This is a genomic window from Leeuwenhoekiella nanhaiensis (assembly GCF_002744755.1).
GTDB lineage: Bacteria > Bacteroidota > Bacteroidia > Flavobacteriales > Flavobacteriaceae > Leeuwenhoekiella > Leeuwenhoekiella nanhaiensis.
Map to the genome: position 1 here is coordinate 31,094 of NZ_KZ319296.1, position 13,341 is coordinate 44,434.

A 13,341-nucleotide genomic window follows, 5' to 3' on the forward strand; every position below is an offset into this window, starting at 1 on the left:
TTCAAAACTGTAAACTGTAAACTGTAAACTAAAATTGAGCCTGCAAAGATACTAAACTTCTGCAGGCCGTAAAGGTATTTAGTGATTTAGAATTATTTCTTCTCGATGGCCGCGTCGTCCTTGAGCGCGTTGATAGCGATTTCTCCCTTACCATACGACTCTATCGAAGCTTTATCCTGTGCAAAAACGGTAAGATTGTCTGTTGTATTAATGGCAGTTGCAGTACGCCCGCTGAGGGTGACACTGGCGTCTTCGGCTTCAAATTTTCGGCCTTTATAATCGCCGCGGTCAGAGCTGGTAAGGTTAAGCGTTTCCGTTTTACCTTCGGCCTCAAACTCAGCATTATCTTTCAATGTAAACAGACTTTCAGCAGCATCAAAATCTCCTTTTAAATCGGTACGGCCACTCATTTTGACATCAAGCTTCGCGGTAGAAACTGTTACATCGCCTTTGGCATTTCCGCTTAAATTAAAACGAGCCTGCTCACTTCTCAGTTTAAATTCGAAATCAGAATCTTCGCGTGCGGTAAGTGAAAAATCGGGGACATTAATCATTCCCGGAGATTCAAATTTCGTATCATCATTAAGTATGATATGCTGCGGATTTTGAAGTTTTAGATAGACGTGCAATTCTTTTGAGCGCGTAATGCGCATAGAAGGAAGAATACGCAAAACACTGTCACGCACTTCAAACTGAATAACGCTGGTCAGGTTTCGGTCAGTGGTAAGTACATAATTGTTGATGTTAGACTGCGCCAGTTCGAGCTCAATACCTTCGCCTACTTCGACGGTATTGATGCCTGTGGTCAGATTTCCGTTGACCGAAATCACGTCCTTATCTCCTTTGATTTTTTTCTGTGCACTGCAGGAAGTTAAAACACCCAGTGCAAGTGCAAGTACTATATGTAGTTTCATAGTTATGTTTTACTAGTAATATAAGGCGAAACTAAAGGCTTTTGTGTCAATAAACTATTAAAAGTTTGGTAAGAATGCCCTAAAATCAAGGAGTTTAAAAATCCCGAAAATTGTATCTTCCGCCTAAATTTTGAAATTTATGCATCCCATTACTTTTGCGCTTTTAAAAGAACGAAAAAACCCACCGGACCGTAGGGCTGTTTTATCTCCCACTTCGATGCTTGAGGCTCAGGAACGTTTTCCCAAAGCCCGTTTTATAGTTGAAACTTCCAATATTAGGGTGTTTCCCGATGTGGCTTATGAAAAGGCAGAGTTTGATGTGGTAACCGATGTGAGCGCGGCGGATGTAATGCTGGGGGTTAAAGAAGTACCGGCAGATGCACTTATTCCTGATAAAAAGTATTTTTTCTTCAGTCATACCATTAAAAAACAACCCTATAACCGCGACTTGCTGCGCGCTGTTTTGGCAAAAAATGTTGAACTCTACGATCACGAGGTGATTACCAAAGCCAGCGGATTACGCTTAATCGGTTTCGGCCGCTATGCAGGGATTGTTGGCGCATACAATGGGTTTAGAGCTTTGGGTAAGAAATACAAAAGCTTTGATCTGCCGCCTGCAAACAGTCTGACGGGGATTGAAGCGCTTCACGCGCAATTAGCTAAAGTCGAAGTGCCCGCGATTAAAATTCTACTTACCGGCACCGGAAAAGTGGCCGGCGGTGCGCAGGAAATTTTAGATGCTATGGGTATCAAGAAGGTTTCGGTGGCAGATTATCTGAACAAAAGTTTTAAAACGGCGGTGTATTGTAAAATCGGCGTTACCGATTATAACCGAAGAAAAGACGGGCAAAAACCAAATGCTAAAGAATTTTTTAGTGACCCCAGTGGTTACGAGTCTGATTTTATGCGCTTCGGGAAAGTGACTCAGTATTTTATTGCCGGGCATTTTTACGGGCAGGGCGCTCCGTATCTATTTACCCGCGAAGACGCCAAACATGAGGATTTTAATATTGAAGTCATTGCCGATGTCTCTTGCGATATAGACGGCCCCGTGGCTTCTACCTTGCGCGCTTCGACTATTGAAGATCCGTTTTACGGTTATGATGCGCAAAGCGAAAGCGAAGTCGCGATGGATGCTCCCGGAGCCATAACCGTGATGGCGGTTGATAATTTGCCCTGCGAATTGCCGAAGGATGCCAGTGAAGGTTTTGGCCAGATGTTTATTGAGCACGTGTTTCCGGCATTTTTTAACGGCGATAAAGACGGCATCCTGCAACGCGCCCGAATGACTCAAAACGGAAAACTCACCAAACGCTTTAGCTACCTTCAGGATTATGTAGATGGGAAGGAGTAGGGTTTTTGTTTGAAGGTTAATAGCTAAATGTTAATTGGATGAGGTAAGAGGTGGTGTGTAGAAAAGTCTCAGTTGGCAGTCTCAGCAGGCAGTCATCCGCGTTCAAAATCTAAGATTGAAAATGGAAAACCAGCAATAACTCTTAATTCTGCATTCTAAATTCTGAATTTTCAAGCAGTCTCAGTAGGCAGTAATCCGCATTCAAAATCTATGATATGAAGTATTGTAAAATTTTTCTTCTTTCTTAAACGCTTCCACTTTTTTTAGAAAACCGAAAACCGAAAACCGAAAACTTTTTTCAATAATAATAACAATAACAATTCACCCTTTCACCCGTTCCAGCCCATAAACCACCAACATCCCCAACGCGTACATCAATAAGTCGAGCCAGGAGAAATGACTGCCAAAAACCAAAGTGGCTACCTGTTTGTAAGTGCCTTCAAAAAACTGAGTGAGATCTATAAGCTGAAGGAGTTCGACCAGTAAAGCGATTGAGGCTGTGAGAACCAGCCCAGTTTTAACGGAAAGCCGCGAACAGCTCATAATCAAGGTGTAGATCAGAATGACCGCCAGTAAATCACCTAAGTAACTGCGAATGAATCCACCTTTCAAATGCATAGCAATTGCCGCTTCAACACCAAAAAGGATCACAAAACCAATCACGTAATACAACCGCTTAGCACGTGGAATCATGGTTTTGTTTTTTGGTTAACCAAAACTGAAAACTAAAGTAGCCCGCATTAAGCAATAGCCCAAAACTTAGGGTAAAAATCCATACCCTGTGGTTTTGAATGGGATTGATCAGATACTGCGCAATGGTATATAGAAGCTCCAGCGGATTGATCACCACATCCCACGAATTAAAACGTATAAATCTACCCAAATAGATGCCAAAGCCGCATAGGATGAGCACTGCAACAGTCGCTAAATTGACCCATTTAGCCGCGATTTGTTTTACAAACAATTTGCGCCAGACGCGTATAGATTCAAAACCAAAATAAAGGCTCAGCAGGGCAAAAACACTAATGGTCATCATATCATACCAGAACCAATCCTCCGGACTATACGACAGGTGAATCAAGTCGGTAATGACATAGGGCGCATTGGGCAGAAACAGCAGCCAAATGGCTAATAATGCAATAATTCGTGGATTGTTATTGATAACCTGTGTTTGCGCCTCCGCATACCATGCAATTCCCAGAGGAATAAACGCCAGAAAGAGATTCCACACCAGGAATAAACCGAAATAGTCGTGTGTGGTTTTGATTCGAAATACTAAAAGGAAAAAGCAAAGCATCAGTGCGGCAAAGAGGTATTTTAATGTCGGGTATTTTTTGAGAATGAAATCTTTCATAGTTGTTTAATGTTCATTATTACTGATTTGTTATTCCTAATTGAGTTATTGAGTTGTTTTAGTTTTAAACCGCAAACCGCAAACCGCAAACCGCAAACCGCAAACCGCAAACCGCAAACCGCAAACCGCAATTCAATTTTTGGTTTTTAAAGCCTCAAACTCTTCTAAACAAGTATCCAGTGTTTTGCCATGATTGTGAATGCAATTGCAGAAATCGAAACCGGCTTTTTCAGGAGTTCGTTTCTCCAGTCGGCTTACGCAATCATAATAATTGTTACGCGGCATCAGTTCAAAAAGGCGGTTAGAAGCAAATACCGTAATTACAAAAGTTGCGATTATTACCATCAAAAATCCCCACGGAAACTTTTTGGAAACCAACGGTGATTTTATGCTGGCCAGATTCAGGTTAAACCGGAACCGAATATGATCTCTTCCTGAGTGTTGTGATTCCGCTTCTTTCAGCGGGATGCGCGGTATATAGCTCAGATTTTTTTCGCCGAATGGCAGAATAAATTTGAGACGGTCATAATTGTAGAGCAGAATATACAGATTAGCCAAAACCATGAGGGTCGATGTGACCAGCGAACCTTCAAAACGTACCGCCCAGGAGAGCACCCAAATATTGACTATTATCGGAAAATAGAGCAGAGCTCCCAGCAGCGCTGTGCGTCTGATGACCAGCAGAATCCCGGCAAGAATTTGGGCTACACCAATAAAGGGATAGTAAAATTGCGTATGGTGCAAAGCCTCGAGATATGCACCCATAGGATGCCTGATGTCCAGGCCGCTGGCAAAACGTTCGCCTATAATCTTAACGTAGCCGGCAACTATAAAACCCAGAGCCAGGGTGCATCTGCAAAAGAGGTAAAAGAGGGCGTGCCAAAAATTGACACGCACCTTTTTGTAAAAACGAAGGAATGAATTACTCATAATCGGTTTGGTTTCTTTGGAATTAAATTAAGAATTCCAGTCAATTTTGCGCGAGACATACATCACAAGCGCCAGGATGATAAACAGGCCGATGCTTCCTACCAGTAGTGCATAATTTTCAAGCTGAATGATGACGTAAATGAAACTGTACAGGAGCGTAAGCGATAGCCCAATAAAAACCGGAAACTTGATATTCTTGAGAATACTTCGGGCGTAAAGGGAAATCAAGAGTACGACGGCCACACTCGCAACCAGATAGGCGTTAAGGTAATTGCTGTGTTCAGATACTGAAATGAGTAGCGTATAAAACATAATAAGCGCCAGCCCAATCATCAGGTATTGGAACGGGTGAATCCCTATTTTGCTCAGCGTCTGGATGAGGAAGAAAATCAGAAAGGTCAGCCCTATGACCAGAAACCCGTACTTAGCCGTACGCTCACTTTTTTGGTATTCATCTACCGGAATCATAAAGTTCACCCCAAAAGCATAGGCGTTTAATCGAGGTAGGCTGGTAAAAAATTCCTGCGGAAACGGGCGGTTGATATCAAGCACGCGCCATTTGGCATCAAAGCCTTTACCATTTAGCTTATCCTGATTGTAGGGCAAAAAGTTTCCGGTAAAATTATTGGTTTCCCAGTCTGAAGTGATTTGCGCTTCGGTGGTTTTGCCAATGGGAATGAATTGTATTTGCTGGCTTCCGTTGATGTGGAGGTCCATTGTAAAACTCACTTTTGATTCCTGCGGAAGACTTTCGGGTTTGATCGCCGTGCTTTCCATCATAAAGAGTTCAACCGCATCCAGACTTTTTGTATTGCGCTGTTCAAATTTCGATGTAAATAAATAGGATGTTCCGTTGAGGTTAATCTTTACCTGTTTGTTGACGCCTTTTAAATTTGAAGTCTGAAAAAGCACCCGTGCCTTTTCCCATAGAATTTGTACTGGCTCTCCGGGTGCGTTGCTAAAATCGGGCACGGCAAAACTGCCTTCAAAATGCGTCTCAGAATTGTAAACTGTGGTCTTGTAAATACTACGGGATTTAATTTCCGGATTTACCTGCGCTGTCAGATTGAGTTGATCGGGAAAGAAATAAGCGATATGCTCTTCTTCGGTCACAAGTGTTTCAAAGGTTTTGGTTCCGGGATTTTGTACCGTTTTCTTGACCGGTAAGGTATATGGAATTTTAAGGACGGGGCCGTAAACCAATACTTCCTCGCCCCATTTTTCATTGATTTCTTCAACCACCTCCTGCTGCCGCTGGGCGCGTTCTTCGATCAGGTTCTGAACAAAAAATAGCGGAATGAGTAAGATAAGCGTGAGAAAACCCACCATAAACATACGGGCGGTGATTGAGCTTTTGATCCATTGGATGAATTTGTTGGGCGGCTGTGGATTTGACGTGTTCATAAGATGATTTTTAAGTGTTGAGGTATTGTTTTTTAAGTGAAATAAAGGAATGGGTTAAAAGCGGTTTGTAGTCCAGATCAAACAGGCTTTTGGCTTGTGCACCTTTGTGATAGGCTTCGCGAAAAAGCGCATACTGATCGGGAAAAAGGATGATGCCGGCAAACATGGCCAGATGCAAAAACGGACTGCGTTTGCCGTTACCGTACAGGAAAAACTGAAGCGCGATCTCCTGAGCCGTATCGGTCTCATAACCCGTGAGTATGTGGAAAATGTCGTGGTTTTCACAATGCGGCTGAGGTTCAAAATGCTGTTTGAGCAAAAAACATCCCAGATGAAAACCCAGACTTTCCGGAGGATACAGGAGGAGTTCGCTTCGCGAAATACCCCAGGGTTCATTACGCTTAAACAGCATGTAAACCCGACTGGTAAGATCGAAAGAGGCTCCAACTACAAGTTCTCTTATGATTAATAAAGTACTTTGAAATTCAAAGTAAATGGATAAAAAAATAGATTTATTCATTTGGGTTGATCAGTTTTTCTAAAGCTTCAATATGTTTTGTAAAGGCTTCGCGACCCGCAGGGGTGGCGATGTAGCGCGTATTGGGCTTTCGATTAATAAATGATTTTTCGACCTTGATGTAGGCTTCTTTTTCAAGGGCTTTGGTATGGCTTGCGATGTTGCCGTCTGTGGCGCCAAGCAATTCCTTCAGCATATTAAAATCAGCAAAATCATTTACCATCAGAACGCTCATAATACCCAGGCGTATGCGATGGTCAAAAGCTTTGTTGATATGTTGAATGATGTTTTTCAAGGTGTTTTGATCCGGTTTTTGAGTTTACTATTTCCCATTTTTAGGAGAGGGGCGGTCGTATTTGTGATACATAATAGCCCCGTAAATGATGTGAAACACGCCAAAACCCAGCGCCCAAAAGTACAAACCATATCCCACAAATTGGGTTGCCACGAGACCGATTAGCACATTGGCCAGCCCAAGATATTTGATGTCACCCACGGTAAATTTACTGGCATTTATGAGTGCCAGGCCGTAAAAAATAAGGGTAGCCGGAGCAACAAGACCTAGAATACCGTACTGCAGCAACACCAGGCAAAAGAGTCCGCCTGTGATTAACGGAACCGCGAAATTGGCCAGAAGCCGTTTCGAAACCGGGTTCCAGATATCTTCGTTGAGCTTTTTAGCTTTTCGGTAGGTGAGGATGGCACTGGTAACCAGCGCTGCGGCTAGAACTAAGATGGCAATGCCCAGGAATTGTGAAAAAAGATCAGTCCCCAAATCATCTGTCAGGATTGTGCGATCGTAGTAGTCATATTGCGGATAGGTGTTCAAGAGCAAATAGGCGAGGGCTGCGCCCACCAGCGCATAGATTCCGGCAAGAATTCCGGAAAGACCACTGATAGACATAAAACGGGATGAGCGGCTCATCATGGTTTTGATGTGAGCTATATCCTGAAGGTAGTTTTTGGTTTCCATACAAAAGTACTTTGAATTGCAAAGTAAAATAAAAAAGTTGAAATACGAAATACGAAATACGAAATACGAAATACGAAATACGAAATACGAAATACGAAATACGAAATACGAAATACGAAATACGAAATACGAAATACGAAATACGAAATACGAAATACGAAATACGAAATACGAAATACGAAATACGAAATACGAAATACGAAATACGAAATACGAAATACGAAATACGAAATACGAAATACGAAATACGAAATACGAAATACGAAATACGAAATACGAAATACGAAATACGAAATACGAAATACGAAATACGAAATACGAAATACGAAATACGAAATACGAAATACGAAATACGAAATACGAAATACGAAATACGAAATACGAAATACGAAATACGAAATACGAAATACGAAATACGAAATACGAAATACGAAATACGAAATACGAAATACGAAATACGAAATACGAAATACGAAATACGAAATACGAAATACGAAATACGAAATACGAAATACGAAATACGAAATACGAAATACGAAATACGAAATACGAAATACGAAATACGAAATACGAAATACGAAATACGAAATACGAAATACGAAATACGAAATACGAAATACGAAATACGAAATACGAAATACGAAATACGAAATACGAAATACGAAATACGAAATACGAAATACGAAATACGAAATACGAAATACGAAATACGAAATACGAAATACGAAATACGAAATACGAAATACGAAATACTTGATTTATAGAACAGAGAACAGAGAACCGAAATTGAATAACAATAACAATAGTAATAACAATCACCTTCCCACTTTTGTGAAATGTTTAAGAATCTAAGATTGATTGCTCCCGGCAGTATTGGTATCTTAACTCTCTAATCATAGAAAAAATTAGGAATATGAAAGCTTTATATAAAGCCAAAGCAACAGCGACCGGAGGTCGTAACGGCAGCGTTTCAACCGAAGATGGCACAATTGATTTTGATTTGAGCATCCCAAAAGAACTGGGAGGTTCGGGTGGTGACGGGGCTAACCCCGAGCAGTTTTTTGCTGCAGGTTACTCGGCCTGTTTCGGCAGTGCTCTGGAGCACGTTGCCCGAAGTAAAAAAGTAGATCTCGGCGATTACACCGTAACTGCAACCGTAAAAATCGGCAAGAACAAAGAAGATTTGTTTCAGCTGGCTGTAGTACTCGACTGTTATTTGCCTACCGTAGACATTAAGCAGGGTGAAAAACTCGTAAACGAAGCACACGAAGTATGCCCGTACTCCCGTGCAACGATGGATAATATTGATGTTACCTTAAATCTGCTCATCGACGAAGATTAATTTTAAGTATAACAGATCTCAAAAACCGCCTGAATCTTCAGGCGGTTTTTTTATGCCTTACTCATTTTAAATGGCGGGGGAGGAGGAGCAGGCAAAAATGTCGTGTCTAAATTCAGGTAATAGCGCAGGTCAAACGGGTAATCTTCTGAAAGATTAGATAGAACCCTGGTAATATATAACAAGGTGTTTTTTACATGTTCTGTTGAAGTTGAGCGGTGTGGTTTGGTATAGTTTATACCGATAAGGATAGCTGGAGGTTTTATGTAGGATGAATTCTGCCTAAGGTAGTGATCAAGATCTGCGATTAACTGTTGTTCAAAACGAGTTCGATCAACTCGCATATTATTGAGCAGGGCCAGAGAGTCATTTTGAAAATCGTATATAATAGCATTGAAGTAGCAGCCTACACCAGCGTCTTTAGAGCAGCTCTTTAACACACTGATTTTCATCTGCTGTTCTTGATTATTGAAGCTTATAACGTTAGACCGGTCTGCACAGGCATTGGTATCGAGTACCGCAATTAGCTCGTTATAGTTTTTTAGCGAGTCCAGATCAACTTCACGTTTGCTGTGCCCCACAGCATTGATTGCTCGCTCGCTTGGGTAATAAAGTATTTTTTCTTCAATTGATTCTTCCGGTGTACGCGACTCCGGTGTGCAGGAAATGCTCAGCACTACACTGGCAAGAACACTAAAAATAATATTGTACTTGTACTTCATTCAAATGGCCTTTGCGATTCATTTACCAAATAACCTGCCAGAAAAAAATTATTCAGAAATAATAATTCCAATTTTGCAACACAGGCGAAATCATTTCGTCTTTAAAAAAGGAATTAGCAACTAACCATTTACCATTTTGCAAATTACCGAAATACTTGAGCGATGTAAGCAAAACGACCGGCGCGCACAGATGCAGTTATATAAAAAATATAGCGAAGGCATGTACTATGTGGCGTTTCGGTTTTTAAAAAACTCATTTGAAGCCGAAGAAGCGATGCAGGAGGGTTTTGTAAAAGCGTTTACTAAAATGCACCAGTATAACGGGGAAGTTACTTTTGGGGCCTGGCTTAAACGTATTGTGATCAATAAAAGCATTGACATGCTGAAGGCTAAAAAGCTTGAACTGGTCGCTATGAATGAGCAGGTGCTGGGTACGGTAGATGAACAAAATGACTGGTCTGTAGATGATGGGATTACGATAGATCAAATCAAACAGGCTATTGAAGAGTTGCCCGAACGGTACCGCTATGCCGTGATGCTCTTTTTAATAGAAGGCTACGACCATCAGGAAATATCAGAAATATTAGAAATCACCGAGGTGGCTTCGCGTACGCTGGTACACCGCGGTAAAAAGAAATTGCAGGAAAAACTTAAAACACAGTACAATGGCACAGGATATTAGAGAAATGCTCCAGAACGACATGAGCATTCCGGCCGAAGGGCTAAAGAAAGGTCATGAAGCCCGCTTCAATGCGCGGCTTGATGCTCATTTTGGCACTCAAAATAAAGCTAAGGCAGAAGGTTACCTCTGGATGAAAATTGCAGCCGTGCTGGTGGTGCTTATCGCAGTCGCGGGTCTGTTGCTCAACAATCCGTTAGGCAGTGGTGCAGAGGCACCACAACCTACCGAAGCCAATCAGGTGGCGGCTGTCGATGATCAGAAAGTTCAGTTTAGTGACTTTTCGCCCGAATACAAGGAAATAGAAGACCGCTATCTGGCAAGTATTCACATTGAACTTGCGCAGCTCAATGTTACCGAAGATAACAAAGCCGTAGTTGACGCCTTTATGGGGCAGCTTGAAGAACTCAATAAAGAGTACGATCGTCTTAATGCCGATTTGATTGAAACCGGAGTCAACGATCAGAACATTCAGTCATTGATTAACAACCTGCAACTGCGTCTTGATTTACTTTTTAAACTTAAAGAAAAATTGAATGAATTACAGCAATCTCAAAACAATGAGATTCAAATTAATACCCTATAACATGAAGTCTTATTTAAATGGTTTTGCGCTTGCTTTTACGGTTTTAGCCGGTTTGCCGAATCTTTTGGCACAGACTAAAGACCAAAAGTTTGATGAGCGTTTCACAACAGACCCCAATGTAACCATACTGGCAGATACCCAGTATGCCGATGTGGTTTTTGAAGACTGGAATAAAAATGAAGTGGCTGTTGAAGCCTATGTAGAGTCTGAAAATCTTTCGGATCAGGAAATAGATCAACTGCTTAAGAACTGGCAGGTAAGTGTGCAGGGCAATAGCAAGGTGATACGTATAATCAGCAGCGGTGCCCCGGCAGCAGTCAATGTGGCTATGGGAGATCTGCAGGTGAGAGGTATCAACGAACTAATCTCTTCATCGATGCAAATGATGCAACCGGTGATGCAAAATGTGTTTAGCCCAATGCTTGAGCAGTTTGCTTCGGTACAGTTACCGGCAGACCAGTATAAGGCGATGAAAAATATTTCTTTTGACTACGAAGCCTACAAGCGCGATGGAGCCAAATATCTGGAGCAGTATAAAAAGAAAATCGAGCAAAATCTGGGAGACGATTTTGATGCGGTGATGAAAAAATGGGAGCGCGATAACAAAAAGAAAATGGAAGCCGGCCAGGGGCTTGCCGGAAGCAGCTTGCTGGATATGCCTAAATCCCCTTTTGGCAAAAACATGAGTTTTGATGGAAGCGCTTATGCCAAAGATAAAAAGGCCTATGTGGCCGCAATGAATAAGAAATTCGGTACCAGTGCCAGCGTGACCGATGTTGAAAAATGGCGAAAAGATATGGATTCCTGGGGCGCAGACTTCAGCAGAGACATGCAGGCCTGGGGAGAGCGTTACGGAAAGCAGTTTGGCAGCTCCATGGAAAGCCTGGGAGCCCGTTTTGGTAAGGCTTTAGAGAGTGATATGATGGCGCTGGGTGGTAATATTGACAAAGCCATGCAGGGTTGGAGTGAAGATTTCGCGAAGAAACTGGAGCAAATGGCCGAGCAGCAGGGCGGTAATCTTCAGAAAACCGTAACCCGCGATGCGAACGGTAATGTGAGTACCCAAATGATCTACAGTTTCAGCAGAAATGCCGGTCCTGTAGCCGGTAACTCAAAACCTCGCGGTACCTATAAGCGTAAAATCGTGATTCGTATGCCTAAAGAAGCGAAACTCGATCTTAATGTACGTCACGGAAACATCAAAATTGCTGAAGCTAAAAATGCCAGGGTAAACCTTTCACACGGTGATTTTATGGCTGAGACCATTTCAGGAGATAAAACCCTGATCAATGTGGCGTATAGTCCGGTAGATGTGGCGAGCTGGGATTATGGTACGCTGCAGGCAACCTATCTTAAAAATTGTGTAATTGACAAAGCCAAAAATATCACCGTAAACTCACGCGCCAGCAGTATTGTAATCAATGAACTGGAAGATGCAGCTGTGATTTCAGGAAGTTTCAGTGAGCTGTCAATCCCTAAACTGGGTAAGAATTTCAAGACCTTAAACATCAATGTAGAGAACAGCGATGTTGTGCTTAATCTGCCTGATTCGCCGTTTCATTTCAACTTTAACGGCGTGCGTAGCAGGCTTAATTATCCTACGCGCATAGACGCTAAAGTGATGGAAGGCTACAACAGTAATATGGTAAACGGCTTTTACAAATCCCGCAATACCGATAGTATGATTGCGATCTCGTCTAAGTTTAGCGATATCGTACTGAATTAGAAGAACGTTTGAAGTTTAGTTTTTAATAGATTAGTTGGTTTTAATCGAATTAACCCGTTCCTGCCAGAACGGGTTTTTTTGTGCGCAGAACAGGACGAGAATTGTATTTTTGCGCTGATGATAAACCTTGATTTTAACCGGAAACTAAGTGCGCTCACCAAAGGATTCACGCCTGTGATTGATGCCGAATATGAGGCAGGCGATTATCGTTTTCTGGATCTTTCGGTAGACAATATTGTTTTAAAGGAGGTAGATACCGCATCCGCGGAAGCGATACAGCAATACATAGACACTTTTCTTTCTAAAACAGGTGGCCGCGTGGCTTACGGTGGGTATTTGGAAAAGCGCAGCATCTACGACCGAAGCATTTACTTTAATAATGAAGATCCGCAGTTGCGGCGCAACATTCATCTGGGCCTGGACATCTGGTGTCCTGCAGGTACGGCAATTTTGGCTCCGGTAGCCGGAAAGGTACACAGTTTTAAAAACAATAAAAATTATGGAGACTACGGGCCATGCATCATTCTGGAGCATCAGTTTGAAGATTTACAGTTCTACACGCTTTATGGGCATTTGTCTCTTGAATCTTTAGCGAATCTTAGAACCGGTCAGTTTTTTGAAGCCGGGGAACGCATTGCCTTTTTAGGCGACACACACGAAAACGGAGATTACGCCCCGCATTTGCATTTTCAAATCGTAAAGGAAATGCAGGGCAACGAAGGGGATTATCCCGGAGTTTCCACTCAAAATAATCTTCCGTTTTATTTGGAAAACTGCCCCGATCCGGAGTTGTTGTTGAAAATAAACGAGCAGCACAACTCGCCAAAGCTGTAAAAGATTTTT

At 42.1% G+C, this 13,341-nt stretch carries 15 protein-coding genes; 6 read left to right on the forward strand and 9 right to left on the reverse strand.

What is annotated here, in order from left to right:
* Window positions 1-92 precede the first annotated feature (92 nt).
* Window positions 93-914 (reverse strand): GIN domain-containing protein, encoded by an 822-nt coding sequence (locus tag CJ305_RS14880; protein WP_099647088.1) that lies wholly within the window; start codon window positions 912-914, stop codon window positions 93-95.
* A 148-nt stretch (window positions 915-1,062) separates the two neighbouring features.
* Between CJ305_RS14880 and CJ305_RS14885 the strand changes: the two genes are divergently transcribed.
* Window positions 1,063-2,268 (forward strand): NAD(P)-dependent oxidoreductase, encoded by a 1,206-nt coding sequence (locus CJ305_RS14885; protein ID WP_099647156.1) that lies wholly within the window; start codon window positions 1,063-1,065, stop codon window positions 2,266-2,268.
* A 321-nt stretch (window positions 2,269-2,589) separates the two neighbouring features.
* Here the strand turns inward: CJ305_RS14885 and CJ305_RS14890 are convergent, their stop codons facing one another.
* From CJ305_RS14890 to CJ305_RS14920, 7 genes are all read right to left on the reverse strand, one after another.
* Complete coding sequence (locus CJ305_RS14890) at window positions 2,590-2,961, reverse strand: ribosomal maturation YjgA family protein (RefSeq protein ID WP_099647089.1); 372 nt, start codon at window positions 2,959-2,961, stop codon at window positions 2,590-2,592.
* The gene (locus tag CJ305_RS14895) at window positions 2,945-3,622 is read right to left on the reverse strand and encodes a DUF1361 domain-containing protein (RefSeq protein WP_099647090.1); all 678 of its coding nucleotides are present in this window, start codon (window positions 3,620-3,622) and stop codon (window positions 2,945-2,947) included. The genes CJ305_RS14890 and CJ305_RS14895 overlap by 17 nt, the downstream gene beginning before the upstream one ends.
* A gap of 132 nt (window positions 3,623-3,754) precedes the next feature.
* Window positions 3,755-4,552 (reverse strand): hypothetical protein, encoded by a 798-nt coding sequence (locus CJ305_RS14900; RefSeq protein WP_099647091.1) that lies wholly within the window; start codon window positions 4,550-4,552, stop codon window positions 3,755-3,757.
* A 27-nt stretch (window positions 4,553-4,579) separates the two neighbouring features.
* The gene (gene creD, locus CJ305_RS14905) at window positions 4,580-5,956 is read right to left on the reverse strand and encodes a cell envelope integrity protein CreD (protein WP_099647092.1); all 1,377 of its coding nucleotides are present in this window, start codon (window positions 5,954-5,956) and stop codon (window positions 4,580-4,582) included.
* 10 nt (window positions 5,957-5,966) lie between these two features.
* Complete coding sequence (locus tag CJ305_RS14910; protein ID WP_099647093.1) at window positions 5,967-6,476, reverse strand: Coq4 family protein; 510 nt, start codon at window positions 6,474-6,476, stop codon at window positions 5,967-5,969.
* On the reverse strand, window positions 6,469-6,768 hold the full coding sequence (locus CJ305_RS14915) for a winged helix-turn-helix domain-containing protein (RefSeq protein WP_099647094.1): 300 nt from the start codon (window positions 6,766-6,768) through the stop codon (window positions 6,469-6,471). The genes CJ305_RS14910 and CJ305_RS14915 overlap by 8 nt, the downstream gene beginning before the upstream one ends.
* A gap of 27 nt (window positions 6,769-6,795) precedes the next feature.
* Complete coding sequence (locus CJ305_RS14920) at window positions 6,796-7,446, reverse strand: hypothetical protein (RefSeq protein ID WP_099647095.1); 651 nt, start codon at window positions 7,444-7,446, stop codon at window positions 6,796-6,798.
* 913 nt (window positions 7,447-8,359) lie between these two features.
* Between CJ305_RS14920 and CJ305_RS14940 the strand changes: the two genes are divergently transcribed.
* The gene (locus CJ305_RS14940) at window positions 8,360-8,788 is read left to right on the forward strand and encodes an organic hydroperoxide resistance protein (protein ID WP_099647096.1); all 429 of its coding nucleotides are present in this window, start codon (window positions 8,360-8,362) and stop codon (window positions 8,786-8,788) included.
* Between the two features lie 50 nt (window positions 8,789-8,838).
* Here the strand turns inward: CJ305_RS14940 and CJ305_RS14945 are convergent, their stop codons facing one another.
* Window positions 8,839-9,507, reverse strand: coding sequence for a hypothetical protein (locus CJ305_RS14945; RefSeq protein ID WP_099647097.1), 669 nt, complete (start codon window positions 9,505-9,507; stop codon window positions 8,839-8,841).
* 190 nt (window positions 9,508-9,697) lie between these two features.
* On the opposite strand from CJ305_RS14945, the gene CJ305_RS14950 reads away from it, so the two are divergent.
* From CJ305_RS14950 to CJ305_RS14965, 4 genes are all read left to right on the forward strand, one after another.
* The gene (locus tag CJ305_RS14950; protein ID WP_099647158.1) at window positions 9,698-10,189 is read left to right on the forward strand and encodes an RNA polymerase sigma factor; all 492 of its coding nucleotides are present in this window, start codon (window positions 9,698-9,700) and stop codon (window positions 10,187-10,189) included.
* Window positions 10,173-10,772, forward strand: coding sequence for a hypothetical protein (locus CJ305_RS14955; RefSeq protein WP_099647098.1), 600 nt, complete (start codon window positions 10,173-10,175; stop codon window positions 10,770-10,772). The genes CJ305_RS14950 and CJ305_RS14955 overlap by 17 nt, the downstream gene beginning before the upstream one ends.
* A 1-nt stretch (window position 10,773) precedes the next feature.
* On the forward strand, window positions 10,774-12,498 hold the full coding sequence (locus CJ305_RS14960; protein ID WP_099647099.1) for a DUF4097 family beta strand repeat-containing protein: 1,725 nt from the start codon (window positions 10,774-10,776) through the stop codon (window positions 12,496-12,498).
* A gap of 78 nt (window positions 12,499-12,576) precedes the next feature.
* On the forward strand, window positions 12,577-13,332 hold the full coding sequence (locus CJ305_RS14965; RefSeq protein WP_223248886.1) for a peptidoglycan DD-metalloendopeptidase family protein: 756 nt from the start codon (window positions 12,577-12,579) through the stop codon (window positions 13,330-13,332).
* Window positions 13,333-13,341 lie beyond the last annotated feature (9 nt).

Excerpts from the sequence above, each read along its gene's own strand:
- CJ305_RS14880 (WP_099647088.1), bottom strand. The coding sequence starts at position 914 with ATGAAACTACATATAGTACTTGCACTTGCACTGGGTGTTTTAACTTCC.
- CJ305_RS14890 (WP_099647089.1), bottom strand. The coding sequence starts at position 2,961 with ATGATTCCACGTGCTAAGCGGTTGTATTACGTGATTGGTTTTGTGATC.
- CJ305_RS14895 (WP_099647090.1), bottom strand. The coding sequence starts at position 3,622 with ATGAAAGATTTCATTCTCAAAAAATACCCGACATTAAAATACCTCTTT.
- CJ305_RS14900 (WP_099647091.1), bottom strand. The coding sequence starts at position 4,552 with ATGAGTAATTCATTCCTTCGTTTTTACAAAAAGGTGCGTGTCAATTTT.
- creD (WP_099647092.1), bottom strand. The coding sequence starts at position 5,956 with ATGAACACGTCAAATCCACAGCCGCCCAACAAATTCATCCAATGGATC.
- CJ305_RS14910 (WP_099647093.1), bottom strand. The coding sequence starts at position 6,476 with ATGAATAAATCTATTTTTTTATCCATTTACTTTGAATTTCAAAGTACT.
- CJ305_RS14920 (WP_099647095.1), bottom strand. The coding sequence starts at position 7,446 with ATGGAAACCAAAAACTACCTTCAGGATATAGCTCACATCAAAACCATG.
- CJ305_RS14940 (WP_099647096.1), top strand. The coding sequence starts at position 8,360 with ATGAAAGCTTTATATAAAGCCAAAGCAACAGCGACCGGAGGTCGTAAC.
- CJ305_RS14945 (WP_099647097.1), bottom strand. The coding sequence starts at position 9,507 with ATGAAGTACAAGTACAATATTATTTTTAGTGTTCTTGCCAGTGTAGTG.
- CJ305_RS14950 (WP_099647158.1), top strand. The coding sequence starts at position 9,698 with ATGCAGTTATATAAAAAATATAGCGAAGGCATGTACTATGTGGCGTTT.
- CJ305_RS14955 (WP_099647098.1), top strand. The coding sequence starts at position 10,173 with ATGGCACAGGATATTAGAGAAATGCTCCAGAACGACATGAGCATTCCG.
- CJ305_RS14960 (WP_099647099.1), top strand. The coding sequence starts at position 10,774 with ATGAAGTCTTATTTAAATGGTTTTGCGCTTGCTTTTACGGTTTTAGCC.